Source organism: Streptomyces sp. NPDC002537 (assembly GCF_053594975.1).
The window spans coordinates 73603-98662 of the sequence record NZ_JBSFWT010000014.1; the positions used below are offsets into that span (position 1 = coordinate 73603).

General features: G+C 71.5%; 23 protein-coding genes. 7 read left to right on the forward strand and 16 right to left on the reverse strand.

Translation table 11 applies throughout. The annotated features are described in order from the left end of the window. Positions 1–38: 38 nt before the first annotated feature. Positions 39–719 (forward strand): bifunctional DNA primase/polymerase, encoded by a 681-nt coding sequence (locus tag ACWD4A_RS09430; protein ID WP_451191500.1) that lies wholly within the window; start codon positions 39–41, stop codon positions 717–719. A 9-nt stretch (positions 720–728) separates the two neighbouring features. On the opposite strand, the gene ACWD4A_RS09435 is transcribed toward ACWD4A_RS09430, so the two are convergent. The 3 genes from ACWD4A_RS09435 to ACWD4A_RS09445 all read right to left on the reverse strand — a co-directional run bounded on the left by ACWD4A_RS09435 (position 729) and on the right by ACWD4A_RS09445 (position 4861). Continuing rightward, positions 729–2165 (reverse strand): FAD-dependent oxidoreductase, encoded by a 1437-nt coding sequence (locus ACWD4A_RS09435; protein WP_451191501.1) that lies wholly within the window; start codon positions 2163–2165, stop codon positions 729–731. Positions 2166–2255: 90 nt separating this feature from the next. Next, the gene (locus ACWD4A_RS09440; RefSeq protein ID WP_451191503.1) at positions 2256–3140 is read right to left on the reverse strand and encodes an alpha/beta fold hydrolase; all 885 of its coding nucleotides are present in this window, start codon (positions 3138–3140) and stop codon (positions 2256–2258) included. A gap of 1028 nt (positions 3141–4168) precedes the next feature. Continuing rightward, positions 4169–4861 carry a metal-dependent transcriptional regulator gene (locus tag ACWD4A_RS09445; protein WP_451191505.1) on the reverse strand — a complete coding sequence of 231 codons (693 nt, stop codon included), beginning with the start codon at positions 4859–4861 and terminating at the stop codon, positions 4169–4171. Between the two features lie 197 nt (positions 4862–5058). On the opposite strand from ACWD4A_RS09445, the gene ACWD4A_RS09450 reads away from it, so the two are divergent. After that, the gene (locus tag ACWD4A_RS09450) at positions 5059–5814 is read left to right on the forward strand and encodes an SIS domain-containing protein (RefSeq protein WP_451191507.1); all 756 of its coding nucleotides are present in this window, start codon (positions 5059–5061) and stop codon (positions 5812–5814) included. Between the two features lie 13 nt (positions 5815–5827). Here ACWD4A_RS09450 and ACWD4A_RS09455 read toward each other — a convergent pair whose 3' ends face one another. Together ACWD4A_RS09455 and pdxH are read right to left on the reverse strand one after the other, a co-directional pair. Beyond that, positions 5828–7225, reverse strand: a complete 1398-nt coding sequence (locus ACWD4A_RS09455; RefSeq protein ID WP_451191509.1) for a PAS domain-containing protein — start codon at positions 7223–7225, stop codon at positions 5828–5830. Positions 7226–7577: 352 nt separating this feature from the next. Continuing rightward, positions 7578–8282, reverse strand: a complete 705-nt coding sequence (gene pdxH, locus ACWD4A_RS09460; protein ID WP_451191510.1) for a pyridoxamine 5'-phosphate oxidase — start codon at positions 8280–8282, stop codon at positions 7578–7580. 363 nt (positions 8283–8645) lie between these two features. On the opposite strand from pdxH, the gene ACWD4A_RS09465 reads away from it, so the two are divergent. After that, positions 8646–9758 (forward strand): citrate synthase 2, encoded by a 1113-nt coding sequence (locus tag ACWD4A_RS09465; protein WP_451191512.1) that lies wholly within the window; start codon positions 8646–8648, stop codon positions 9756–9758. A 301-nt stretch (positions 9759–10059) separates the two neighbouring features. On the opposite strand, the gene ACWD4A_RS09470 is transcribed toward ACWD4A_RS09465, so the two are convergent. Beyond that, positions 10060–10215, reverse strand: coding sequence for a hypothetical protein (locus ACWD4A_RS09470; RefSeq protein ID WP_451191514.1), 156 nt, complete (start codon positions 10213–10215; stop codon positions 10060–10062). A gap of 359 nt (positions 10216–10574) precedes the next feature. Between ACWD4A_RS09470 and ACWD4A_RS09475 the strand changes: the two genes are divergently transcribed. Together ACWD4A_RS09475 and ACWD4A_RS09480 are read left to right on the forward strand one after the other, a co-directional pair. Beyond that, positions 10575–11513: a helix-turn-helix domain-containing protein gene (locus ACWD4A_RS09475; protein ID WP_451191515.1), complete on the forward strand. Its 939-nt coding sequence runs from the start codon at positions 10575–10577 to the stop codon at positions 11511–11513. Then, entirely contained in the window at positions 11455–11580 is a 126-nt protein-coding gene (locus ACWD4A_RS09480) for a DUF397 domain-containing protein (protein WP_451191578.1), read from the forward strand. Before ACWD4A_RS09475 ends, ACWD4A_RS09480 begins: the two co-directional genes overlap by 59 nt. Before the next feature lie 18 nt (positions 11581–11598). Here ACWD4A_RS09480 and ACWD4A_RS09485 read toward each other — a convergent pair whose 3' ends face one another. Next, positions 11599–12084, reverse strand: coding sequence for an RICIN domain-containing protein (locus ACWD4A_RS09485; RefSeq protein ID WP_451191517.1), 486 nt, complete (start codon positions 12082–12084; stop codon positions 11599–11601). Between the two features lie 214 nt (positions 12085–12298). On the opposite strand from ACWD4A_RS09485, the gene ACWD4A_RS09490 reads away from it, so the two are divergent. Beyond that, positions 12299–12691: a hypothetical protein gene (locus ACWD4A_RS09490; RefSeq protein WP_451191518.1), complete on the forward strand. Its 393-nt coding sequence runs from the start codon at positions 12299–12301 to the stop codon at positions 12689–12691. A gap of 9 nt (positions 12692–12700) precedes the next feature. Here ACWD4A_RS09490 and ACWD4A_RS09495 read toward each other — a convergent pair whose 3' ends face one another. Further along, positions 12701–13816 carry a serine/threonine protein kinase gene (locus tag ACWD4A_RS09495; protein WP_451191520.1) on the reverse strand — a complete coding sequence of 372 codons (1116 nt, stop codon included), beginning with the start codon at positions 13814–13816 and terminating at the stop codon, positions 12701–12703. 208 nt (positions 13817–14024) lie between these two features. Then, positions 14025–14834, reverse strand: coding sequence for an alpha/beta fold hydrolase (locus ACWD4A_RS09500; protein WP_451191521.1), 810 nt, complete (start codon positions 14832–14834; stop codon positions 14025–14027). A gap of 58 nt (positions 14835–14892) precedes the next feature. Between ACWD4A_RS09500 and ACWD4A_RS09505 the strand changes: the two genes are divergently transcribed. Beyond that, a complete protein-coding gene (locus ACWD4A_RS09505) occupies positions 14893–15786 on the forward strand; it encodes an AraC family transcriptional regulator (RefSeq protein ID WP_451191523.1) in 894 nt (297 codons plus the stop codon). Between the two features lie 266 nt (positions 15787–16052). Here the strand turns inward: ACWD4A_RS09505 and ACWD4A_RS09510 are convergent, their stop codons facing one another. The 7 genes from ACWD4A_RS09510 to ACWD4A_RS09540 form a co-directional block, all read right to left on the reverse strand. Beyond that, positions 16053–16391, reverse strand: a complete 339-nt coding sequence (locus ACWD4A_RS09510; RefSeq protein ID WP_451191525.1) for a hypothetical protein — start codon at positions 16389–16391, stop codon at positions 16053–16055. A gap of 73 nt (positions 16392–16464) precedes the next feature. Further along, a complete protein-coding gene (locus tag ACWD4A_RS09515) occupies positions 16465–17103 on the reverse strand; it encodes a TetR/AcrR family transcriptional regulator (protein ID WP_451191527.1) in 639 nt (212 codons plus the stop codon). Beyond that, positions 17091–17855, reverse strand: coding sequence for an enoyl-CoA hydratase family protein (locus ACWD4A_RS09520; RefSeq protein ID WP_451191529.1), 765 nt, complete (start codon positions 17853–17855; stop codon positions 17091–17093). Before ACWD4A_RS09520 ends, ACWD4A_RS09515 begins: the two co-directional genes overlap by 13 nt. Before the next feature lie 17 nt (positions 17856–17872). Next, a complete protein-coding gene (locus ACWD4A_RS09525) occupies positions 17873–19057 on the reverse strand; it encodes an acyl-CoA dehydrogenase family protein (protein WP_451191530.1) in 1185 nt (394 codons plus the stop codon). Then, positions 19054–21057: an acetyl/propionyl/methylcrotonyl-CoA carboxylase subunit alpha gene (locus ACWD4A_RS09530; RefSeq protein ID WP_451191533.1), complete on the reverse strand. Its 2004-nt coding sequence runs from the start codon at positions 21055–21057 to the stop codon at positions 19054–19056. The genes ACWD4A_RS09525 and ACWD4A_RS09530 overlap by 4 nt, the downstream gene beginning before the upstream one ends. Before the next feature lie 44 nt (positions 21058–21101). Next, on the reverse strand, positions 21102–22703 hold the full coding sequence (locus tag ACWD4A_RS09535) for an acyl-CoA carboxylase subunit beta (RefSeq protein ID WP_451191534.1): 1602 nt from the start codon (positions 22701–22703) through the stop codon (positions 21102–21104). After that, complete coding sequence (locus tag ACWD4A_RS09540; RefSeq protein ID WP_451191536.1) at positions 22700–24988, reverse strand: acyclic terpene utilization AtuA family protein; 2289 nt, start codon at positions 24986–24988, stop codon at positions 22700–22702. Before ACWD4A_RS09540 ends, ACWD4A_RS09535 begins: the two co-directional genes overlap by 4 nt. Positions 24989–25060: the final 72 nt, after the last annotated feature.

Genomic DNA, 25060 nt, shown 5'->3' on the forward strand with positions numbered 1-25060 from the left:
ATGACCCTGAGCCGTAACCCCTCGTGACGAGGGGAGTTGTGCTGGACGTGGAAGAGACCATCGGAGTTGTAGGAGCGCCGCTCATCCCCCAACGGCGAGGCGAGCAGCTGCTCGACGCTGCTGTCCGGTACGCGGAAGAACGGCACTGGGACGTTTTCGCGGGCACATGGCTGGAGGTCGAGGAGGGCAGGGAGCGCTGCTCGTGCGGCGAACTCGGCTGCCCGGCCCCGGGCGCGCATCCCGCCCGGCCCGACTGGGCGACGCAGGCCACCGGGAGTTCCGTCGCCGCCCGCCGGATGTGGGCGCGGCAGCCCGGCTCCTCGGTCCTGCTGCCGACCGGGCGCACCTTCGACGCGCTCGACGTGCCGGACACGGCGGGATGCCTGGCGCTCGCCCGTATGGAGCGGATGGGGACGCCGCTCGGCCCCGTCACCTGCACCCCGTACGGCCGGATGCTGTTCTTCGTGCTGCCCGGTGGCGCGTTGAAGGTCATGGACCTGGCGCGGAAGCTGGGCTGGCACCCCTCCTCGCTCGACCTGGTGGCGCGGGGCGAGGGGGATTACGTGGTCGCCCCGCCGACCCGGATGGGATCGCGCGGTTCGGTGCTGTGGGTGCGCGAGCCGACCGCCGCCAACCGCTGGCTGCCGGACGCGGAGGAGCTGGTCAGCTCGCTGGCGTACGCGTGCGGCCGGGACGCGGCGGACGCCCGGCGCCGGTGACGCCCGCTCTCACGCCTTCCACGCGGGGCGGGGCTCCGCTGCTTCGGCCACATACCCGTCCGGCCGCACGAGCAGGTTCAGCGGGAGGGCGTCGGCGCGGGTGACCGTGATGACGCCCGGTTCGGGCTCCGCCTTCGCACCGCGCGGCAGGACGCGCACGTGCGTACCGGCGCGCAGGGCCTCGTACAGCCTGGACGGGCCGTCGGCGGTTTCGGCCAGGGGCAGGTCGGGGGCGCGGCGGCCGGTCATGGTGTGGGCGCCGGGCGGTGCGGGGTAGTCGATGCCGACGCCGGAGACCAGGCCGATGCCGCGGGACGTGGCGAACGGCAGCGAGCCGACGGCCACGGCGGCGGCGTCACGCAGACCGCGGCCGACGGGCGAGCCGACCAGGGCGGCACGGACGATGCCGTGGCTGACACGGAGGACCATCCGGCCGACCGGGTGCCGCTCGTCGTGGTAGCTGTCGAGCAGCGCCTCCCCTGCCCGGCCCTGGAGAACGGCGGCGAGCTTCCAGCCGAGGTTGGCGGCGTCCTGGATACCGGCGTTCATGCCCATGCCCCCGGCGGGCGAGTGGACGTGCGCGGCGTCCCCGGCGAGGAGGACGCGGCCCTCGCGGTAGCGCGGCACCTGGCGCTCGTCGCTGTGGAAGCGGGAGCTCCAGCGGGCGTCGCGCATCCCGAAGTCCGTGCCGAAGACCGCGCGGGTGACGGCCCGCAGATTCTCCATGTCGACGGGGACGTCCGACGACAGGTCGCTGCCGCGCTCCCAGGCCATCGCGCGGAACCATCCGTCGCCGAAGGGCACCAGGAACGCGAAACCGGCGGGCCCGCTGTCGACCGTCACCTGCCCGGACGGCTCGGTGTCGAGGCGGACGTCGGCGAGCATCACGGACCGCAGGACGGACTTCCCGGGGAAGGGCATCCCCAGGGCCTGCCGGACGGCGCTGCGCACCCCGTCGGCCCCCACCACATAGGCGGCACGCAGGCGGTGGGTCTCCCCGCCCTCCTCGCGCACGTCGACGTCGACCCCGTCGGCGTCCTGGCGCAGCCCGGTGACCTCGCAGCCACGCCGGAGCTCGGCGCCGAGGGCGACGGCGCGCTCCTCCAGCACCCGCTCCGTCTCGTACTGCGGTGTCATCAGGACGCCCGGGAAGCGGGAGGGCAGTCGGGAGAGGTCGATGCGGACCCGGCCGAAGAACTGCAGGGACGACAGGAACGGGCCCGTGGCCAGCAGCCGCTCGGCGATCCCCCGCGCGTCGAACTGCTCCAGCGTGCGCGCGTGCACCGCGAACGCCCGGGTCAGATTGGACTCGCGGGCCCGCTTCTCCAGCAGCACGACCCGCACTCCGGCGGCGGCGAGATCCCCGGCGAGCAGCAGCCCGGTGGGACCGGCGCCGACCACGAGGACATCGGCGGACAGGGACACGGAAGACGGCTGGGAGGACATGACATCTCCTCGGGAGGGTGCACGAGCAATGCTCGACGATCCGTACTGCCAGTGCACACCCGGCGCCGAATTATGTCAACGCTTGTTGAATTAACGTGTGGGGCTCTCGGCGGGCAGGGCCGTCCCGAGGAAGCGCTCGATCACGCGGCGCCAGTCGTCGGGCTGGTCGTAGTGGACGAAGTGGCCCGCGTCGTGGACCTCGGCGTAGGTGCCGCGCGGGAGGACGCGGACCATCTCCTGGGCCTCGGCGCGGCCCAGCTCGCCGTCGAGCCCCCGGACGACGAGGGTGGGGCACTCGACCTGGGCGAGCTCCTCCCAGTGGGCGTCGCGGACGTAGGTCTCACGGGCGAGGAGCATCTGGCGGCGGGAGAAGGCCGGGCGCCAGCCGTCGGAGCGCTCCACCATCACCTCGGCATAGAAATCGCCGCGGGCCGGCTTGGGGCGCTCCAGCAGCGGGTCGTCCTCGCCGAACCACTTGCGGACGTCGGCCAGGGTGGCGAAGGGCACGGGCCAGGACCTGAACCACTCGCCCCACTCCCGCCGCCCGGCCGCACCCAGCGCGGAGGCCCGCATCTCGCAGATCACCAGCGCACGGACGAGATCGGGGCGGCGGGCCGCGAGCTGCCAGGCGGTGAGGGCGCCCATGGCGTGGCCGATGAGGGTGACGGGCGCGAGGCCGAGGCCCTCGACGGCGGCCTGCGCGTCGGCCACATAGGCCTCGCGGGTGAACGGGCCCTCCGCGGGGCGCGCGCTGCGGCCGTGGCCCCGCATGTCGAGGGCGACCGTGCGGTGACTGGCGGAGAGCCAGCGGGCCGTCTCCGCCCAGTGCGCGGCGCGGCCCATCAGCCCGTGGAGCAGCAGCACCCCGCCGGGGGCGGCCGCGCCGTCAGGGCCGGACGCCGTCGGCGGGTCGGCGAACTCCCAGGCCGCGAGCCGCACTCCGCCGCTTCCGCTCACGTCGATACGCCGCACCATGAGCCTGGCACCCCCTTTTCTCCCCGATCAGCTCCACTGTATAGAACTCACATTCGAACACCCGGTCGTTGCGGACAACACCCCTCGTTCGAGTGACCTTGCAGAAGGGTTGACCGGCGGCGGCCAGGGGAGTAATCGACCTGGGCGTGGACCGCTCGGGGAAGAAGGTCCACGGGGCGGACCCTGGGAGCTCGGGGCTCCGGGTCGCCACGGGGGTTATATGGGGAGGCAGGGCCCCGGCCGCTCGCAAGGGCGCCGGGGCCTCGCCATGACCACCCACCGACCTCATGCCACCCTCCCTCCGGGGCAGACGCGCCACCCCCTCCGGGGCGGACGCGCATATGCCTCAGCGTGGCACGCGTGGGGGCGCCTCGCGCCCCATATCCCCCGACTCCGGCCGGATCCAAGGAAGTTGGGCACGCCGCGCCCGGCATCCGGGCGGCCCGTCGGCCGCGTACGGGACGCGGACCCGCGCGGCGGAAGCCGCGAGCGGACGGGCAGGGGCAGGCCCCACGCGGCGGAGCCGCACACCGGGACGCCACGGAAGCCCCGAGCAGGGACAGGACACGACAGCAAGGGCCCGCACCGGCATACGGCTTCCCCGGCGGACGCCGCGTACCAGGCACGACGGCGGTACCGCGTCCGCGACGGCATGCGGGCCCCCACATGGCGAGCCAGGCATCGGGACGCCGCAGAAGCCCCGAACAGGGACGGGACGCGATGACAAGGCGCCCGCACCGGCGCACGGCTTCCCACTGCGGAGCCGCGTACCGGGCACGACGGCGCTGCCACAACAGCGCGCGGGCCCGCGCGGCGGAACCGCGCAGCGGACACCGTGGGCGGACGGGCCGGAACGGCCCTACGCAGCGAAGCTGCACACTGGCCTGGCGGGGCCGCGCCCGCGACGGCATGCGGGCCCACATGGCGGAGCCGCGCCCGCACCGCCGTGCGGACCGGAGGCCGCGGACGCGTCGCGGGCAGGCGCACGGGGGGGCGCGCCCCGTCCGGTCACTGCCGGCGTCAGTCGGCTACCGCTTGGCGACGAACACGTGCGTCGCGATGTCCGCCTCCAGCTCGGCGGCCTCGCCGCCGCTGCCGACGAGCACTCCGCCCGCCGACTCCGTGACGCTGACGACCGCGCCCGGCTGCACTCCGGCCCGGCGCAGCGTGTACATCAGCTGGGGGTCGGTCTGGATGGGCTCGCCGATGCGCCGGACGACCACGGTCTTGCCGTCGGTGCCGGGCTCCAGGTCCATCAGGCTGACCATGCCGTCGTTGAGGAACGGGTCGGGCTCGGGCTTCTCGCCCAGCTCCTCCAGGCCCGGGATGGGGTTGCCGTACGGCGACTCGGTGGGGTGGCGGAGCAGCTCCAGCACGCGGCGCTCCACGGCCTCGCTCATCACGTGCTCCCAGCGGCAGGCCTCGGCGTGCACCTGCTCCCACTCCAGGCCGATGACGTCGACGAGCAGGCACTCCGCGAGCCGGTGCTTGCGCATCACGCGCGTGGCCAGCCGGCGGCCCTCCTCCGTCAGCTCCAGGTGCCGGTCGCCCGCGACCGAGACCAGGCCGTCACGCTCCATGCGCGCCACCGTCTGGCTCACCGTCGGACCGCTCTGGTCGAGCCGCTCGGCGATGCGGGCACGCATGGGGACCACACCCTCCTCCTCGAGCTCGAGAATGGTGCGGAGATACATCTCCGTGGTGTCGATCAGTCCGGACATGCGTGCCCCTTGATAAGTCGTGCGCTGGCCCTGGACTCAATTCTGACGCATATCACCGACAACGGTGCCGCGGACGGCCGCACCCGGCGCCCCCGTATTGACAGGGCCCTGGTCCAGACCGCAACGTGATCCGCGCCACGAGCGTACGCCCAGACCCGTACGCGCCACCGGATCCCCAGCCAAGGAGCCCCGCAGCGATGAGCGAGAACAAGCTGGCCGGCCAGTTCTTCGACGCCGCGATCGGGCTGCTCCAGCGGGTGCGCGACGAGGAGGCGGAGCACATCGCCGCCGCGGGGGCCCTGCTCGCGGACACCGTGGCGGACGGCGGGCGGCTCTTCGTCTTCGGCGCCGGGCACTCCTCGCTGCCCGCGCAGGACGTCTTCTACCGCGCGGGCGGGCTCGCGCTGATCAATCTGCTCGCCGTCCCCGGCGTCATCGGCCTCGACGTCATGCCCGCCACCCTGGGCAGCGCCCTGGAGCGGGTCGACGGGCTCGCGGGGGCAGTCCTGGACACCAGCCCGGTACGGCCCGGCGACGTATTGATCATCATCTCGCTGTCCGGCCGCAATTCACTCCCCGTGGAAATGGCGATGAACGCCCGCGCGCTCGGGCTCAAGGTCATCGGCGTCACGTCGCTCGCCTACGCCGAGCACACCCGGTCCCGGCACACGTCCGGAACGTTCTTGAAGGACCACTGCGACCTGGTCGTCGACAGCAAGATCGGCATCGGGGACGCGGAACTGACCGCCGACGGCATCGCCGCGCCGTTCGGCCCGGCGTCCACGGTGGTGACGAGCGCCCTGATGCAGGCGATCGTGGCGACGGCCGCCGGGGAACTCGCCGCCCGGGGCATCGACCCGCCGATGCTGCGCTCCGGGAACGTCGACGGAGGCCACGAGTGGAACGGCCGCGTCATGGACGAGTACGGCGACCGCATCTTCTTCCGGCACTAGCCGCCGGAGCCCTTCACTCCCCCGCCGCGACCGCCAGGTCGACCGACGCCGCGACCCGGGAGGCGATGTCCTCCGCGTACGTCGCGTCCGAGCGGTCGAACGGGCGGCGGGACGGTCCGCGCAGGAAGGTCACCACGCCCACCGTGCGGCCGCGGCTGCGCAGGGTCGTGGCGAGGGCGTGGACCGTGCCGTCCGGCCATTTGCGGGCGGCGGCCCAGCCCTCGTTGCAGTCCGAGACGGCCCGTACCGAGCCGCAGCGCTCGACCGCCTGGAGCGCCGGGTGGCCCTCGCCGTACGGCACCGGGATGCCGCGGCGGACCTCCGCCGGGGAGACGGTCGGCGCGGGCGTGCCGGACGGTGTCGCCGCCGCCCGCACCAGCCGTACGGGCTCGCGGGGGGTCGCCTGCGGCTCCGGCAGCAGGTCGACCAGGGCGTGGTCGGCGAAGCCCGCGAGGGCGAACTCCAGGTAGAGCGAGGCGGCCTCCATGGGGTCCTCGCACTCGGCGACCGCCCGGCCCGCACGGTGCAACTGGCTGCTGCGGAAGCGCAGCCGGGCGCTGTCCTGTTCCGCCAGCCGCGTCGCCGTCACGTCCAGGAACAGCCAGGCCACGCCCAGCGGAACCGGTTCCTCGGCGAGCGGCGAGGCCAGCTTCAGGAAGCCGCTGCGCCAGCAACGGCGCTCGGGCGGCGCACCCCCCTGGTCGCGCAGCGTCACCCACAGGTCGGTGGGCGCGGGCGGCTGGCCGGCGGCCAGGACGTGCTGAAGGGCGCCCTCGATCTCCTCCACGCCCTGGTCCAGCAGTTCACCCAGGGGGCGCCCCAGCAGTGCCGTGCGCCCGGAGCGCAGGGCGCGCGCCGCGTGCGCGTTGGCGAGCGCCGGGCGCAGGTCGGCATCGACGAGGACCACGCCCCAGGACGCGTCCCCGAACAGGGCCTCGCTCAGGGCGATGGACCGCTCCAGGTCGATCTGCGTGTGCACCTCGCTGAACGCGCAGTACGCGCCCGCGGTCCTGCCGTCCGCCCCGGGCACGGCCGACAGTTGGGTACGGACCAGGACGCGCCCGCCGTCCTTCGTCAGCAGCGCGAACTCGTGCACCTGGCGGCCGTGCGCGCGCATCGCGGCCATCAGCCGCGCCGTGACCTCCTCTGCGTCGGCCGCGCGCACCGCCCAGCCGGCCAGGCCGTGCCGCCCGACGGCCTCCGCCGCCGACCAGCCCAATATCCGTTCGGCCTCGCGGTTCCAGTGGGTGACCGTGCCGTCGGCGTCGAACGCGCACAGGGCCGCGTCCATGCCGTCGAGGAGCGCGGCGAGAAGGTCCGAGTCGTCGCAGTCGGCGCCGGGGGCGGAACCGGGGCCCGACCCCGCGGGGGCTTCCGGGCGGGCAGGGCCTGACTGGTGTGGTGCGGTCACGAGGTACCCCCAGCTGGACGCGTCTGCATGTCCTGCACGACGGGTCATTCAACTCGACCGTGCTGGGCACCACACCGTCTTCGGGGAAATCGTTGCCCACAGGAAATTCGGTTGTGGGGCCCCGGCGCGGTTCCTAGGGTGGGGCGCACACGAGAAGGGAGGTGGTTCGGAACATGATTTCCATCCGGACGCGTGAGGTGACTGCGGGCTAGGTGCCCGTCGTCGCGCCTTTGCGCAGCGCCGGCGTCGCGCCGGCCAATCCCGAGCAGTCACCCGATCCGTGGGCCGCCGAATCGTCCGATCGGCATCAACAGGCCCACGGATCGCTGCGTTTCTCCGCTACGAGCGGGCCCTACGGGCACAGCCGCTCCACCCGCCAGCCCGCGTCCGTCCTCCCGTACCGCAGGCGGTCGTGCAGGCGGTTCTCCCTCCCCTGCCAGAACTCGACCGCGTCCGCGGTCACCCGGAAGCCGCCCCAGCCCGTGGGGACGGGCACCGGCTCGCCCTCCGGGTAGCGCGCGGCCAGCCGCTCGTACGCCGCGTCGATCTCGTCCCGCGAGGAGACGACCGTCGACTGTTCGCTCGCCCACGCCCCGAGTTGCGAGCCGTGCGGCCGGGAGTGGAAGTAGGCGGCGGTCTCCTCGGGGGAGACGCGCCGCGCGGTGCCCGTGACGATGACCTGCCGGGTGAGCGGGTGCCAGGGGAAGAGCAGGGAGACATACGGGTTGCGGTCGATCTCACCGGCCTTGCGGGAGCCGTAGTTGGTGTAGAAGACGAAGCCCCGCTCGTCGTACCCCTTGAGGAGCACGGTCCGTGAGCTGGGCCGCCCGGTGGCGTCCGCGGTCGACAGGATCATGGCGTTGGGCTCCTGGAGCCCGCTCGCGACGGCCTCCGCGAACCAGACGGCGAACTGCTCGTACGGGCTCGCGGCCAGGTCCTCCTCGCTCAGGCCCGTGGACCCGTACTGCTCGCGCATGGCGGCGGGGTCGAGGGCGCCGGCGTGGAACTCCGGTACGTGGGACTCTTCGGCGTGGGTCACGCGCTCATCTTGCAACATCCCGCCCCGTCCCCCACTCGGGTGCAGCCGCTCAGTTTGCCCGGTGCCGCCCGTCGGCAACCCTCCGCTCCGGAAATCCCGCGGTGTGCCGGACATCACCCTTCCCCGCGTCTGTCCGGACACCCCAAAATCGCAGGGCGGGCAGCTGTGGAACCCGCACATCACCAGCTATCGTGTCCGGCCAGAATCCGGTGTCCGACGCCCGAGCAGGGGCCGGGAGCGGAACCCCGGGTGAAAGAAAGCCGCACGGGGCATGACCGGGTTGACCGATCCGGACCGCGAGCCGCGCCGAGCAGCCGTGTAACCGGCCCGGCCGCCGTCTGTCGCACACGTTCTGTCGCACACGTCATGAGGAGCCGCCTGATGTCCGACTTCGTACCCGGACTCGAAGGAGTCGTCGCGTTCGAGACGGAGATCGCAGAACCCGACAAGGAAGGCGGCTCCCTCCGCTACCGCGGTGTGGACATCGAGGACCTGGTCGGTCATGTGTCCTTCGGCAACGTCTGGGGTCTGCTGGTCGACGGATCGTTCAACCCCGGCCTGCCGCCCGCCGAACCGTTCCCGATCCCCGTGCACTCGGGCGACATCCGCGTCGACGTGCAGTCGGCGCTGGCGATGCTCGCCCCCGTCTGGGGCCTCAAGCCCCTCCTCGACATCGACGAGGCCACCGCCCGCGACAACCTCGCCCGCGCCGCCGTGATGGCCCTCTCCTACGTCGCCCAGTCGGCGCGCGGCCAGGGCCTGCCGATGGTCCCGCAGCGGGAGATCGACACGGCGGAGACCGTCGTCGAGCGCTTCATGAAACGGTGGCGCGGCGAGCCCGACCCCAAGCACGTCAAGGCCGTCGACGCCTACTGGACCTCCGCCGCCGAACACGGCATGAACGCCTCGACGTTCACCGCCCGCGTCATCGCCTCCACCGGCGCCGACGTGGCCGCCGCGCTGTCCGGCGCCGTCGGCGCGATGTCCGGCCCGCTGCACGGCGGCGCGCCGTCCCGCGTCCTCGGCATGATCGAGGAGATCGAGCGCACGGGCGACGCCACGGCGTACGTCCGACAGGCCCTCGACCGCGGCGAGCGCCTCATGGGCTTCGGCCACCGCGTCTACCGCGCCGAGGACCCCCGCGCCCGCGTCCTCCGGCGCACGGCCCGCGAGTTGGCCGCGCCCCGCTACGAGGTCGCCGAGGCCCTGGAGAAGGCGGCCCTGGAGGAACTCCACAACCGGCGCCCCGACCGCGTCCTCGCCACCAATGTCGAGTTCTGGGCGGCCATCGTCCTGGACTTCGCGGAGGTCCCGGCGCACATGTTCACCTCGATGTTCACCTGCGCCCGCACGGCGGGCTGGAGCGCGCACATCCTGGAACAGAAGCGGACGGGCCGACTGGTCCGGCCGTCGGCCCGCTATGTGGGGCCGGGGCCCCGCAACCCCCGCGAGGTGTCGGGCTACGACGACATCCCGGCGGTGACGGGGGCCTGACCGGCCACCCCGGCTACTTGCGGTGGCAGACGAACTGCCGGCTCCCGTCGTCCCCCGTCTGGATCACCGCACTCGCACACCCCTCCGGACACTGCGGCGGCTGAGCGTGGACGCTGCGCTCGCGTTCCGGAGGGAACCGGCACACCGAGCAGTACCACAGCGGTTTGTAGGGGTAGGTCACGTCCCACCACATCGGGTTGTGGCAGCTGGTGCACCTGACCAGAGGGGGACCGCTCCGACTGGCGTTCATCCCGGCATGCTCCCGTACGGGGTGCGGTGACGGGGCGCCCATGGGGCGCCCCTAACCCGTACGGGTAGCCTCCCGCTCCAAGCGGCGTAGTTCTTCGTACAGTTCCATCGCCCGGTGCGTGTCGCCGAGCCGCCAGGCGGCCAGGTAGCGCATGCGAAGGATTTCGACCTTCCGGTCGTGTTCCGGCGTCTCCGGTGAAGCGGTCATGGACGCCCCTCCCCGTGCGCCGCCCGCTTGTGCCGCGCCAGTTCGGCCAGGATCCGGTCCTCAGCCGGGCGGTTCCCGCGCTCCCACGCCCGTAGCCGGTCGTCTGTCAATCGCATGCACGTCTGGCAGGGCCGGCCTGTACCACGTGCCGGGGGGCCGGACGAATGGGGTACAGCGACGATGTCACCGATCTGTGGGATATAAACGTCGGTTTCCGTGTACGGCATGGGGGTCCTCGCGCATCATGGGCCAACGGCATCCACGCCGTAACTGCCCTGGGGAGTACCAGCGTTGTCCCTGTACGGATGGGGTTGCAACGCTCCCGGGGTTCCAAGGAATCTGGCACGAGGGAGTCCACTGTGAGCCGACGCACGACACATGCGAACGCGGGAGTCTTCGGCAGGCTGCTGAAGCACTTCCGCGAAGCGGCGGGCCTGACCCAGGAGGATCTCGGCAAGGACATTCCCTGCGATCGGTCCCTGATCGCGCGCATCGAGGCGGGGACCCGCATCCCCAAGGAGGATCTGGTCAAACGGTGCGATGAGCTACTGCCGACCGAGGGCGCACTTCATCTCTTGTGGGCGGAGATCGACTGGTCATCGCAGGAGGCCGTCTATCCGGACTGGTTCGACCGCCGGATCGCCATGGACGCGGAGGCTGTGTCCGTACACGCATATCAAACCCAGGTAATGCTGGGCCTGTTGCAGACGGAGGACTATGTACGCGCTCTGTTTTCACGCCCCTTCGGCATGGCGGAAGGAAACGTTCTGGAGGAGCGGGTGCGCGCTCGACTGAACAGGCAGCATCGCTTCCTTAACACTACAGAGCCACTCTTGGTGGCAGTGCTGGACGAGAGCTGCATCCGCAACGTACTCCACAGTCGCGAAGTGATGTACGGGCAATGCGCGCACCTCCTCTCTGTCGGACAGCGGCCCAACATCCGTATTCAGGTAGCACCGGCCCATGCCGAGAGCCTCGATCGACCGAAGACATCCCTGTCAATCATCAGGCTCCCGGACAGGCAGGACTGGGTCTACGCGGAGTCGCTGGAGCGCGGCCACTTCAGTGATGAGCCAGACGTCGTGGACAAGTACATGCGCGCCTATGATTTGCTCAGAGCTGACTGCCTGTCCGTCAGCGACTCCGCCGAACTGATCAGTGAAGCGATGGAAGGGTATCGGCGCCATGACCAACCATTGGGTCAAGTCCAGCTACAGCGACAAGGACGGCGGCGACTGCATCGAAACAGCCCTAGGTACCCCCGGCTGCGTACCGGTTCGCGACTCCAAGAACCCTGACGGGCCTCAGCTCGCCATCCCCGCAACCGCCTGGTCGTCCTTCATATCCACCCTCAAAATGGGCTGAACCACTCAGCCCAAAACGTCAACCCACGCGCCACTGCTGCTGCGCGCTCCCGTTGCAGTCCCACATCTGGACCGCCGCACCGTTCCAGCGGTTGGCGCCGGAGATGTCGAGGCACTTGCCGCCGTGACGGAGTTCGTTGCCGTTGAAGTACCACGTCTGGTAGCCGTTGCAGTCCCACATGTTGATGGCGGCACCGTTGTCACCGTTACCGTCCGCGACGTCCAGACAGCGGCCGTTGAGGTCGCTGACGAGCGACGACCCGCTGAACGACCAGCGCTGCTTCCCCGACCCCTCGCAGTCCCACATGGCCACGGATGCCCCGTTGCCCTGATTGCCACCGCGAATGTCCAGACAGCGGTTGTTCATCGAGGAGACGATCAGGAAACCGCTCTTGCTGCGTTCACCCTTCGGCTCGGCGGACGCCGCAGACGCGGTGGACAGCCCTGCCACCACCAGCCCCGCCGCTGCCAGTGCCGTCGTCAGCCGTCTCGATCTTCTTCTCATGGAGCCCTCCGGGTGATCAGGTGGACGAGCCCGTCACGTACACGGTGACACCCAACTTCCCCTGGCTTCACGGCACAAGGCCGGAAACAGCCACCCCGGGCCCGACCGTCGAAAGCGGCTTGCGCGGAGGCGTGTCTTTTCCGATTTTCGGAGGTTAGCGGGAGCGGACCGCGCAGGGCGGTCCGCTTGACTCAGGGGAAAGGGGCGATCACCCATGGCTCGTGGCAGCAGGTTCCTGGCCGTACTGGCACTCTCGGCGATCACCGTGTGCGGAGGCGGAAGCGCGGCCTACGCGAACGCGGACAAGGGCACGGGCGGTGAGGACATCGTGGGCGGTGTCCTGTCGGTGCTGGGCAGCAGCACCAGCACGGGGCACGCCAATCAGTGCGGAGCCCCCATCGGCAGCGTGGGAGTGAAGTCGGTCTGCCGGGCCAAGCACGACCACACCGACCATGACGGGTCGGGCGGCGAGCGGGTGGACAGTGGGCTGCTGTCCAATGTCGCCGCCTGGAACGCGACCGGGCACAGCAACAACTGCGGCAACCCGAACGTCGCCGTGTTCAGCGACACCACCTGCATCACCGAGGACGTGCATCACGGGCACTGACCCTCGGCCTCAGAACCGGCCGGACCGGCGGGGGAAGTAGTCCTCCAGCACGCCTTCGCGGTGGACGTCGAGCGTGGCGCAGTGCAGTCCGCCGCCGAAGGGGGCCACGTCCCAGAACGGCACCGGGACGACCTCGAAGCCCAGCCGGTCGAGCTGCTCCATCTGCGCGGTCTCACTCGCTTCCACGCAGACGGTCCCGGGGTCCAGCACCAGCACGTTCATCGACAGCCAGCAACTGCACGCGGACAGTGGCGGCGGCGCTTGTCGGCCGGGGGCGGCGGCCTGGACGACCTGCCAGTCGTTGACCTTGAGATGGTGCAGCAACTCCTCCTCGGCGGGCCGCTCGGCACAGTGCAGAACGAGTCCGGGGCGCAGCGGCACCCAGGTGGCGTCGATGTGCATGGGGTGCGCGTTGCCGAACGTCACCCCGTGCACACGGTGCTCCGGCAGGTGCTGCCGCAGCCAGCGGATCCCGGCCTCGTTCGTGGCGAGGGACCGCTGGACGAACAGGTCCCTGCCGCAGCGGGCGATGTCGGCGGCGTCGAAGAGCGGCTCGCCCTCGGTCAGCACCAGCTCCCCGGCCCTGACCCGGGCGATCTGCTCCTCAAACGGCAGGGCCTCGTACTCCTCCCGGAAGCCCGGCCGGTACGACGCCTCGGTCAGCCGGGGCTTGGGGGCCGCCTCCCAGCGCATGCCGGGGTCGGCGCGGAAGTAGGACTCGATCAACGGCCGGTGGGCCAGGTACTCGAACCAGCGGCTGCGGAACGACATGGTCGCCTCCAGCAGCTCGTTCCCGATCACCACCAGGACGTCCCGCACCGGCATGGCACCGAACATGCTCTGCTGCGTCCACTCAGGGGTGGCGACCGGTCGGCTGAAGTCCAGCGGACGGGGCCGGTCGACCCGGATGCCGCGCTGTTCGAGGATGCGGGCGAAGTTGTCCAGTTGCTCGTTGGCGGCAGCCGTCATCTCCTCGGGCAACGGCCCGTACGTTCCGCGCGGAAAGCCGTGTTCCGGCCAGTCCCGGACGACGGCCGGCTCGGGAGCCTGCACCATGGTGCCGTCCGCCCGGCCGACGATGACGTGCTTCAGTGGATCCCACTCGTTCCAGGAACCGACCTTCACCGATCCTCCCCCGGCATACGCCTGATCCAGCCCGATGCGGCCCGCTGCCCGAAGAGGGCCGGCGGTGAGAGGTCAGTCTGGCGTCTGCCCCGACCGCAGCACGAGAGGCAATCCGGGGGCGCACGAGGTGGCCAGGAGTCTCGCCGCTTCGCCGCGCGAGCGGGGGGCGGCGGGCATGCGTCTCCGCTCCCGCATCGGGCTGAACCGCTCAGCCCTCACCGGCAAAATCCTCCAGCGCCGCCGCGACCGCTTCGGGGGCCTCCAAAGGCAGCAAGTGGCCGCTGCCCGCGACGACTTCGAGCCGGGCGTGCGGGATGCTGGGCACGAGATGGCTGCGCAGGATCTGCGGCGGTTCGACCCGGTCGTGTTCACCGGCGAGGACGAGGACGGGGACGTCGATCGTCGTGGCGGCGGCCGTGACGTCCGTGGCGATGCCCCGCAGCGGCCACTCCCGGCGCGCGGCGTCGGCCGCGGCCAGGCTGTCCCGTACGGCAGCGGCCCGTACGGCCCCGGTCAGCGGCGCGGCGGTGAGGACGTGGTCGAGGGCCTGCTCGACGGACCGCGCCGAGTCGTAGGCGTGCGCGAGGGAGCGCCGGTACGCGGCGGTCACGGTGGCGGGCGGCTGCGGCGGTGCGGGGGCGAGCAGCGCCAGCCCGGCCAGGCCCGGAGGGCGGCGTGCGGCGGCGAGCAGGCTCACCTTGGCGCCCATCGAGTGCCCGACGAGGACGAACGGGCCGAGGCCCAGACCCGTGACGACGTCGACGAGATCGTCGGCGAGCCGGTCCAGGTGGTACGGGCCGGGCAGCGGCCGTGACGAGCCCCAGCCGCGCTGGTCGAAACGGACCGTGTCGCGATCGGCCGGGAGCCGCTCCACGACCGCGTTCCACGTGTCGGCGGAGCCGCCCCAGTAGTGCGCGAAGACGAGCGTGGGCCCGCGTCGGCCCTGTCGCCCCTGTCGACGGACGTCGACCGTACCGCCGTTGACGGGCACGCTGTGGATTGTGGTTTCTGTCGCCATGGCCGTCACGCTACTGTCGAGCGGCATCGGAGACCCGGTCGAAAGGCGCGAGCTTCTTGTGGAAAACGGTCAGCATCGTGAAGTCCTCCAGCTCGGCTACACACCGGCACCGGCCCCGGCCTCCGGGGCGGCGCTCGACGTCGAGGTCCTCAGCTTCGAGCGGCTGCGGCTCATGGACCCCGGCCGTCGCCGGACCCGCCCGCAGCGGCCGGACTTCCATGTCCTGGCCCTGGTCCGGTCGGGCGTCGGCCGGCACACCGCCGATTTCGTGGATCACGCTCTGCGGGAGCGGACCGTCGTGTGGATCCGTCCCGGGGTGGTGCACCGCTGGACCGATGTCGACGGCCTCGACGGCCCGTTGATCCTGTTCGCGCAGGGATTCCCGCCGTTTCCGGGGCCGGTGGCGCGGGCGACCGGGGATGTCTTCGCGCCCGCCTGCTGGCAACTGGAGCAGCGGGAATGGGAGTTGGCCCTACTGGCCGCCGACCACTTGGGGCGCGAGTACGCGGCGGCGGTGTCCGGTCCGCGACCGGACTCGGCGCCCTTGCTGGCCCACCTGCTGTCGGCCCTCGTACTGCGGGTACTGCCCGACGTACCGGGCTCGCGCCCGGCGGACACCACCCACGAGCACGCCGTCTTCCACAGCTTCCGGGCCGCTGTGGAAAAGGACTTCACCCGGCAGCACCACGTACGCGACTACGCCCCCGCCCTCGGCTACGACCCGCGCACCCTCACCCGGGCGACCCGCGCCGCGACGGGCCTGGGCGCCAAGCGGTTCCTGGACCAGCGGATCCTGCTGGAGGCCAAGCGGCTGCTCGCCCACACCGACCTGCCCGTGACCCGCTGCGCGGAGCGCCTCGGATTCCACGACGCCGCGAACTTCACCACGTTCTTCCAACGCCAGGCCGGCCTCACCCCCAGCCACTGGCGCACCCGGCACGGCGGCCGCTGATCGCCACCGGAAGAAGCCACTTCGTGAGCGTGTCTACGCGGTTCTCCGCGAGCTGGGGAGGTGGCTGACCGGACGGTGACCGGCAGTCCTCACAAACACTGAGGGCTGACGGTCACGAACCGTCCGATCATTTTCGGGGGCCCTCGTCGCGGACTCGTCCTCCGTGGCGGGGGTCTGCAAGGGCCGGGCGACCGGCCCCACGAATCAAGCTAGCAAATGCACCGCCGCCCCCGCACCTGTAACCGTGACACCGTCTCCGGCCGCGCCTACCCCCGCACCCGGTCGCGAGCAGCGCCGCCGGTGGCGGGAGCGTCGAGCACCCGCCGCAACTCCTCGATGGAAGGCGCTCCGTCGACCCGGCCGTCCGCGCCACGGTAGAGGCGGCAGGACACACTGGCCGCGGCGCCCGGGGCGGCGAACGGGTCGTGGCCGTCGACCAGCAGCGTGGGGGAACCGTGCATGCCGCGCCGTTCCGCCTCCGCCTGATCGTCGACCACGTGCTCGGTGAACTCCACGTCCGTACGGCCCGCGAGGGCGAGGGCCAGCCGTTCCCGCAGCACAGGGCCGTTCGGGCAGTCCGGGACGGTCAGCATCTCCACCCGCATCAGCGGCACCTCCAGATCACGCGGTCCGCACCTGACCTTCCACCGTACTGGAAGGTCAAGAGGTACCCCCCCCTCAGCGCAGCAGCTCCCCCAGCACCCCCGTCCAGTGCGCCACCACCCGCTCCCGCCGCGCGCTGTCGTCCGTCAGCAGGTTGGCCAGGCCCAGGCCGCGGGCCATGTCGAGGAAGCCCTGGACGGTCTCGCGTACGCCCGGCCGCTTCTCGTTCGCGCCGAGCAGTTCGATCGCCATGCGATGCACCTCGCGTCCCACCCGCGTCTCCAGGTCGGTCACCTGGGTGCGCAACTGCTCCTCGTTCGCGGCGGCCACCCATAGTTGGAGGGCCGCGCGGAAGAGCGGGCCGGTGAACATGCCGACGATTTCCTGGACGGCGCCGTACGTGCGCGCCGGGCCCACGATCAGCTGGATCGGGGCAAGAGCGTCCCGCAGCGCGGCCAAGCGCTGTTCGGCCACGTACTCGACCGCCGCCGTGAACAGGTCCTCGCGCGTACGGAAGTGATGCTGCGCGGCGCCCCGGGAGACGCCGGCCCGTTCGGCGACCACGGACACGGTCGAGCCCGCCCAGCCCTTCTCGGCGAGGCACGCGATGGCCGCCTCCAGCAGGCGCTGCCGGGTGGCGCGGCTGCGGTCCTGCTTGGGGAGCTTGGGGAGCTTGGCGGGCTCGGGGAGCTTGGGGGCGCTCACCGTGCCCATACGGGGTCCCGTCGCTCCAGGAACGCGGTCATGCCCTCGCGCGCCTCCTCCGATGCGAACAGCCGCGCCGACATGTCCGCCAACTCCTCGGTGTCACGGTCGAGTACGCGCCGCACCTCCGCCGTGACCAGCCGCTTGGACCCGGCGAGGCCCTGCGGGGAGCCGCGCCGCAGCCCGTCCAGCAGCGGAGCGAGTACCTCCGCCGGGTCCCCGGCCAGCGTGACCAGCCCGATGCGGGCGGCCTCCGCCGCGCCGAAGCGCTCGCCGGTGAGGTAGTAGCGGGCGGCGGCTCGCGCGTCCAGCCGGGGCAGCAGCACCATGGAGATCACCGCGGGCGCCAGCCCCAGCCGCGCCTCCGTGAACGCGAAGGTCGAGCCCTCCCCCGCCACGACGATGTCACAGGCCCCCAACAGCCCCAGCCCTCCCGCTCGCGCATGCCCGTCGACGACCGCGACGACCGGCTTGGGCAGCTCCACCACCGCGCGCATCAGCCGTACGAGCCCGAGCGGAGCCGACGCGTCCGTACCGGCCTCGCCACCGGACTCACTACCGGCCTCGCTCAGATCGGCACCCGCGCAGAAGGTGTTGCCGGTGTGCGTGAGAACGAGGGCGCGGGTTTCCGGGTCGGCCGCCTCCGCGGCGAGGGCGTCATGGAGCTCGCCGACGAGGCGCGCGGAAAGGGCATTGCGGTTGTGCGGGGAATCGAGCGTCAGGGTGGTTATCCCCTGCTCATGGGAACGACGGACGAGCATCCGGAAACCCACTTCTCTCAGTAGGACTTGGGGAGTCCCAGTGTGTGGTGCGAGACGTAGTTAAGAATCATCTCGCGGCTCACCGGAGCGATTCTCGCCACCCGGGAGGCCGTGATGAGCTGCGCGAGTCCGTACTCGCTGGAGAGGCCGTTTCCGCCGAGTGTGTGCACGGCCTGGTCGACGGTGCGGACGGCGGCCTCGGCGGCCGCGTATTTGGCCATGTTCGCCGCCTCGCCCGCGCCCTCGTCGTCGCCCGCGTCATAGAGGTGCGCGGCTTTCCGCATCATCAGCCGGGCGAGTTCGACCTCGATGTGCGACTGGGCGAGCGGGTGGGCTATGGCCTGATGCGCCCCGATGGGCTGCTTCCACACTTCACGCGTACGGGCGTAGTCAACGGCCCGTCCCAGCGCATACCGGGCCATGCCGATGGCGAACGCGGCGGTCATGATGCGCTCGGGGTTGAGCCCGGCGAAGAGCTGGAGCAGCCCGGCGTCCTCGTCCCCCACCAGCGCCTCCGCGGGCAGCCGCACATCGTCCATGACGAGCTCGAACTGCTTTTCCGCCGAGGCGAGTTCCATCGGAATGTGGTGGTACGAGAAACCGGGCGTCTCCCGCCCGACGATGAACAGGCAGGGCTTGAGCTTTCCCGTCCGGGCGTCCTCGGTGCGGCCGACGATCAGTGTGGCGTCGGCGATGTCGACACCGGAGATGAAGACCTTCCGCCCGTTCAGCACCCACTCGTCGCCGTCCCGCCGGGCGGTGGTGGTGATGCGGTGGGAATTCGACCCGGCGTCGGGCTCGGTGATGCCGAAGGCCATCCGGAGCGAGCCGGAGGCCAGGCCGGGCAGCCAGTGCTCTTTCTGCGCCTGCGTGCCGAAGCGGGATATCACGGTGCCGCAGATGGCGGGTGACACCACCAGCAGGAGCAGAGGGGAACCCGCCGCCCCCAATTCCTCCAGGACGATGGACAATTCCGTGATTCCCCCACCCCCTCCCCCGAATTCGACGGGCAGGTTCACGCCCAGATAGCCGAGCTTTCCGGCTTCCGCCCACAGCTCGTCCGGGTGCCTGCCCTCGCGGACGACCCGGGTGACGTACTCCCGCCCGTACCGCCGCCCCAGCGCGGCGACCGCCGCCCGCAGGTCCTGTTGCTGCTCGGTCTCGACCACGTTCATGGCGTTGCTGGCGTTGCTGGCGTTCATGACGTCGGCTCCTCTGTGACGACAGCGAGCAGGGCGCCGACCTCGACCTGATGACCGGGGACGGCGTGCAGTGCGGTGAGCGTGCCGTTGGCAGGCGCGACGACGCGGTGCTCCATCTTCATCGCCTCAAGCCACAGCAACGGCTGCCCGGCGGTGACGGCTTCACCCGCCCTGAGCCCCTCGGCGAGCCGCACGACGACCCCGGGCATGGGCGCCAGCAGCGATCCCGGCAGGGGCCGGGCCTCGGGAATCGGGTGACGCGGGAGGGCGACCAGGGTGTGCGGGCCCACGTAGGTGTGGTCGCCGTGGCGGGCGACGTCGTACGCGCGGCGGACGCCGCCGACTTCCAGGGCCACCTGCGCCGGGGTGGCGCTTATGAGCCGGACGGCGGCGAACCCATCGGCTCGCAGCCCGCCGCGGTCGATGCGGTACCGGATCTCGATCTCCTGCCCGGTGGGCTCGGTGCGGTAGCGCTTGACCTGGGGGTGGGAGGGGAGGTTGCGCCATCCGCCGAGCCTCCGGGGGGTGGGCCCGCCCCCATGCTTCGGGGGCTGCGGCGCGAGGACGCCCGGTCCTCGCGCCGCCGCGTCGGCGAGGGCCGCCACCAGAGCCGCGAGGCGGGTGGCATCTTCGTCGGGCGGTGGCAGGAGCGCGTCCTGGTTGCGGGAGAAGAAGTCGGTATCGACTCGCCCTCCGACGAAGTCGGGGTGCCGGAGGGAACGGACGAGTAGTTCCCTGTTCGTCACCGGGCCGTGGATCCGGGCGCGTTCCAATTCATGGGCGAGGCGACGGATCGCCTCGCTCCGGTCGGGTGCCCAGACGATGACCTTGGCGAGCAGCGGGTCGTAATGGACGCCGACGACGTCGCCGGCACCGACACCCGCGTCGACGCGCAGGAACGGTGACGACGCACCCCGAGTCCCGAACGTCTCTGCCCCTACGGACAATTCACGCACCACACCGGCCCAAGGCGCCCACCCCCGCGCCGGGTCCTCCGCGTAAAGGCGTGCCGAGACCGCGTGACCGTACGGGACCGGCGGCGACTCGTCCAGGGCCGCGCCCTCCGCCACCCGCAATTGCCATGCGACCAGGTCCACCCCGTACACGCATTCCGTCACCGGATGTTCCACCTGCAGGCGCGTGTTCATCTCCAGGAAGCACGGACGGCCGTCCCGTCCCACCAGGAATTCCACCGTCCCCGCGCCCACGTACCCGATGGCCCGCGCCGCGTCGACGGCCGCGTTCGACAGGACGGCCCGCAACTCCTCGGAGAGGCCCGGAGCCGGGGCCTCCTCGATCACTTTCTGGTGGCGCCGCTGAAGCGAACAGTCCCGGGTGCCCAATGCCCATACGGAGCCGTGCGCGTCGGCGAGTATCTGGACTTCGACGTGCCGCCCGCCCTCCACATACGGCTCGACGAAAACCTCGCCGTCGCCGAAGGCGGCAAGCGCCTCCGCACGGGCGGAAGCCAAGGCCTCGGCCAGTTCGGACAGGGCCCGGACCACCCGCATTCCCCGCCCGCCCCCGCCCGCCGCGGCCTTGACGAGCACGGGCAGATCGGCGGCGGTGATCCCCGCCGGCTCGAGGGCGGAAAGCAAGGGGACGCCCGCCGCCGCCATCAATTCCTTGGCCCGTGTCTTGGACGCCATCGCCTCGATCGCGGAAACCGGCGGCCCCACCCACACCAGTCCGGCATCCGTCACGGCGCGGGCGAAATCCGCGTTCTCGGAGAGGAAACCGTATCCGGGGTGCACAGCGTCGGCCCCGGCCGCGAGGGCGGCCTTCACCACCAGGTCGGCCCGCAGATAAGTATCGGCGGCGGCCGCCCCCGGCAGCCGGACGGCCGCATCGGCTTCCCGTACGTGCAGGGCGGAAGCGTCGGCGTCCGAATACACGGCCGCCGTGTCCATACCGAGTTCACGGCACGTACGGAAGATCCGGCACGCGATCTCGCCTCGGTTGGCGACCAGTACGGAACGAATCGTCGCAGTCGCAGGCACAGGAGCAATAGGAGCAATAGGAGCAACAGGAGTCACGGGTGTCCTCACATCCGAAAGACGCCGAAGCCGCCGCGCGCGCCCTCGACCGGTGCCGTGTGGAGGGCGGAAAGGCACAGCCCGAGTACGGTGCGCGTGTCGCGGGGATCGATGACCCCGTCGTCGTAGAGGCGCCCGGAGAGGAACATGGCCAGGGACTCCGCTTCGATCTGCCGTTCCACGGCGGCCCGCAGCGCGGCGTCGGCGTCCTCGTCGTAGGGCTGCCCTTTGGCCTCGGCGGAGGCGCGGGCGACGATCGACAGGACTCCGGCGAGTTGCTGGGGGCCCATGACAGCGGATTTCGCGGTGGGCCAGGAGAACAGGAAACGGGGGTCGTAGGCGCGCCCGCACATTCCGTAGTGCCCGGCGCCGTACGAGGCCCCCATGAGTACGGAGAGGTGCGGCACCCGGGAATTGGACACCGCGTTGATCATCATCGAGCCGTGTTTGATGATGCCGCCCTGCTCGTACTCCTGGCCCACCATGTAGCCGGTGGTGTTGTGCAGGAAGATCAGCGGGGTGTCGAGCCGATTGGCCAACTGGATGAACTGGGCGGCTTTTTGGGACTCGGCGCTGAACAGCACTCCCTGGGCATTGGCGAGGACACCCACGGGATATCCGTGCAGCCGGGCCCACCCGGTCACCAGGCTCGTCCCGTACAGCGGCTTGAACTCGTCGAAATCCGAGCCGTCGACGACGCGGGCGATGACCTCCCGGGGATCGAAGGGCACCTTGAGATCGCCGGGGACGATCCCGAGCAGCTCCTCCTCGTCGAAGAGGGGAGGTTCGACCGGCACTCCGGAATCCTCGGTGGATTTGCGCCAGTTGAGGCGGTGGACGATTCTCCTCGCCTGCCGCAGCGCGTCCATCTCGTCGACAGCGAAATAGTCGGCGAGCCCGGACACCCGGGCGTGCATCTCGGCACCGCCGAGAGCCTCGTCGTCCGCGTCCTCACCGGTGGCCATCTTGACCAGCGGCGGCCCGCCGAGGAACACCTTGGCCCGCTCCTTGACCATGACGACGTGATCGGACATGCCAGGCACGTACGCGCCACCGGCGGTCGAGTTCCCGAAGACGACGGCGATCGTCGGAATCCCGGCGGCGGAGAGCCGGGTGATGTCCTTGAACATCGCCCCGCCCGGAATGAAGATCTCCTTCTGGCTGGGGAGATCGGCACCGCCGGACTCGACGAGGGAAATACAGGGCAGCCGATTGGCGCGCGCGATCTCATGGGCGCGCAGGGCCTTCTTCAGCGTCCAGGGATTGCTGGCGCCACCGCGTACGGTCGGATCGTTCGCCGAGATCAGGCATTCCACGCCCTCGACCACGCCGATGCCGGTGACGAGGGACGCGCCGACCGCGTAGTCGCTGCCCCAGCCGGCCAGCGGCGACAGTTCCAGAAAAGGCGTGTCGGGGTCCAGCAGCCCTTCGATACGTTCCCGCGCGAGCAGTTTGCCGCGGGCGCGGTGCCGGGCGACGTATTTCTCCCCGCCGCCCGCGAGCACCTTCGCGTGTTCCGCGTCGAGTTCGGCGAGTTTGGCGAGCATGGCGGTGCGATGCGCGAGGTACTCGGGATCGGTGGGCCCGATCCTCGACGTCAGGGCCGTCACAGCAGCTCCTCGGGGATGTCCATGTGCCGTGCGCGGAGCCATTCGCCGAGGGCTTTGGCCTGGGGGTCGAAGCGGGCCTGCGAGGCGACGCCTTCGCCCAGCAGGCCGTCGATGGTGAAATTGAGTGCGCGGAGGTTGGGGAAGGGGTGGCGCTCTATCGCGAAGTCGGCCGTTTCGGGGAGCAGTTCCCTGAAACGGGCTGTGGTCAATTCATTGGCGAGCCACTGCCAGGCTCTGTCCGTGCGGACCCATATGCCGACGTTGGCGGTGCCGCCTTTGTCGCCGCTGCGGGCGCCGACGATTTCGCCTAGCGGCGCGCGACGGGTTTTTCGGGCCTCAGGTGGGTGGGTGGTTTTTTCCCCGGTGTCCCCGGTCCCGTCGGTGCCCCCGGTGCCACCGGTGCCCCCGGTCCCGTCGGTCCCGTCGGGTCCTCGCGCCGGACGGGCGGAGGCCGGGTCTTCGGCCGCGGGCCGGTCCGCGCCTGCGGCGGGCTTGTTCCCCACCCCGCCGGGTCCTCGCGCCGGACGGGCGAAGGCCGGGGTTTCGACTGCGGGCCGGTCCGCGCCTGCGGCGGGCTCCTCCCCCACCCCGCCCCTTCCCGGAACTGGGGGCAAGCCCCCAGAGCCCCCGACCCGGGGCTCCGCCCCCGTCCCCGCAACCCGGGGTTCCGCACCCGTCCCCCCGACTCGGGGCTCCGCCCCGGGCCCCGGACCGCGCTGGCGCGCGGTGTCCTCAATCGCCGGACGGGCTGGATCTGCCGGGCGATTGTCCGCAGGATCCCCGCCGTCGGGGAAACAATCCAGCCCGTCCGGCGATTGAGGACGCGGCCGCAGGCCGCCCCCGCCGCAGGCGGCCAACCGGCCCGCGGCCGGAGTCCCGGACGCACCCGGCACGGGACGGCCCCCGCCGCAGGCGGCAACGGTGGGACGGTCAAAGCCGTCCGGCAACAACCCGGCACACGCCGGGATCCGTACCCGCGTACCGTCCGGCAGGACGGCCACATGCCGTACCGCGAAGGCATCCACATACACGGCGTCGAAGACGCCGTACGGCATGCCCTTGCCCGGCGGAGCCGTGACATGGAAGCCGGGGTAGCTCGACAGCGCCAACTCCACGGCCGCGCCGCTGAGCGCGCGGCCCACCGCTTCGGGGTCGGGGTCGCGGACCACGAGGCGCAGGAAGGCGCTCGCCTCCTCCTGGACCGCCGCGTCGGGGTGGTCCGTACGGGCGAGGGTCCACCGGACCTCCGCGGGGCGCCGCCGGGACATGGCCGCTTCGAGCTGTTCGCGGACGAGCCCGGCCTTGGCCTCGATGTCGAGGCCGGTGAGGACGAACACGACCTCGTTGCGCCAGCCGCCCACACGCGTGAGGCCGGTCTTGAGGGAGGGCGGCGGCGCCTCGCCCCGTACACCGCTGATCCGTACCCGGTCCGGGCCGTCCTCGGTGAGCCGCACGGTGTCGAGCCGGGCCGTGACATCGGGGCCGAGGTAGCGCGGCCCCCCGGTCTCGTACAGCAGTTGGGCGGTGACCGTGCCGACGGTGACGGCGCCGCCCGTGCCCGGGTGCTTGGTGATCACGGCGGAGCCGTCGGCGTGGATCTCCGCGAGGGGGAAGCCGGGGCGGTGCGGGCCGTGTCCGGCGGGGAGTTCGCGGAAGAAGGAGTAGTTGCCGCCGGTGGCCTGCGTGCCGCACTCCAGGACGTGCCCGGCGACGACGGCGCCCGCGAGCCGGTCCAGGTCCCCGGCCAGCCAGCCGAAGTGCGCGGTGGCGGGCCCGGTGACGAGGGCGGCGTCGGTGACGCGGCCGGTCACCACGACGTCGGCCCCGGCGCGCAGGCAGGCGGCGATCCCGGCGCCGCCCAGATAGGCGTTGGCGGTGAGGACGCCCGGACCCCAGTCCCGCTCGGCGAGCAGGTCGTCGCCCTCGACGTGCGCGACGCGCACGGGGATGCCGAGGCGATCGGCGAGGGCACGGATCTCCTGGGCGAGCCCGGCCGGGTTGAGGCCGCCCGCGTTGGCGACGAGCTTCACCCCGCGGTCGACAGCGAGCCCGAGCCCCTCCTCCAACTGCGCGAGGAACGTCTTCGCATAGCCGCGCCGGGGGTCCTTCAGGCGGTCCCGGCCGAGGATGAGCATGGTCAGCTCGGCCAGATAGTCGCCGGTCAGGACGTCCAGCGGCCCTCCGGTGAGCATCTCGCGCAGCGCGTCGAAGCGGTCGCCGTAGAAACCGGAGGCGTTGCCTATGCGGAGGGGCTGCTCGGACGGTAACTCCACCGGGTCGACCACTGCGCACTCTCCCCTGAGACAAGGCGAATTGACCCCCGTCGGACCGAGCCTGGCAGTGGTCCCGGAAACAAG

Excerpts from the sequence above, each read along its gene's own strand:
- ACWD4A_RS09450 (WP_451191507.1), top strand. The coding sequence starts at position 5,059 with ATGAGCGAGAACAAGCTGGCCGGCCAGTTCTTCGACGCCGCGATCGGG.
- ACWD4A_RS09485 (WP_451191517.1), bottom strand. The coding sequence starts at position 12,084 with ATGAGAAGAAGATCGAGACGGCTGACGACGGCACTGGCAGCGGCGGGG.
- ACWD4A_RS09490 (WP_451191518.1), top strand. The coding sequence starts at position 12,299 with ATGGCTCGTGGCAGCAGGTTCCTGGCCGTACTGGCACTCTCGGCGATC.
- ACWD4A_RS09470 (WP_451191514.1), bottom strand. The coding sequence starts at position 10,215 with ATGACCGCTTCACCGGAGACGCCGGAACACGACCGGAAGGTCGAAATC.
- ACWD4A_RS09435 (WP_451191501.1), bottom strand. The coding sequence starts at position 2,165 with ATGTCCTCCCAGCCGTCTTCCGTGTCCCTGTCCGCCGATGTCCTCGTG.
- ACWD4A_RS09515 (WP_451191527.1), bottom strand. The coding sequence starts at position 17,103 with ATGGGCACGGTGAGCGCCCCCAAGCTCCCCGAGCCCGCCAAGCTCCCC.
- ACWD4A_RS09465 (WP_451191512.1), top strand. The coding sequence starts at position 8,646 with ATGTCCGACTTCGTACCCGGACTCGAAGGAGTCGTCGCGTTCGAGACG.
- ACWD4A_RS09500 (WP_451191521.1), bottom strand. The coding sequence starts at position 14,834 with ATGGCGACAGAAACCACAATCCACAGCGTGCCCGTCAACGGCGGTACG.
- ACWD4A_RS09440 (WP_451191503.1), bottom strand. The coding sequence starts at position 3,140 with ATGGTGCGGCGTATCGACGTGAGCGGAAGCGGCGGAGTGCGGCTCGCG.
- ACWD4A_RS09510 (WP_451191525.1), bottom strand. The coding sequence starts at position 16,391 with ATGCGGGTGGAGATGCTGACCGTCCCGGACTGCCCGAACGGCCCTGTG.
- ACWD4A_RS09445 (WP_451191505.1), bottom strand. The coding sequence starts at position 4,861 with ATGTCCGGACTGATCGACACCACGGAGATGTATCTCCGCACCATTCTC.
- pdxH (WP_451191510.1), bottom strand. The coding sequence starts at position 8,282 with ATGTTGCAAGATGAGCGCGTGACCCACGCCGAAGAGTCCCACGTACCG.
- ACWD4A_RS09520 (WP_451191529.1), bottom strand. The coding sequence starts at position 17,855 with ATGCTCGTCCGTCGTTCCCATGAGCAGGGGATAACCACCCTGACGCTC.
- ACWD4A_RS09525 (WP_451191530.1), bottom strand. The coding sequence starts at position 19,057 with ATGAACGCCAGCAACGCCAGCAACGCCATGAACGTGGTCGAGACCGAG.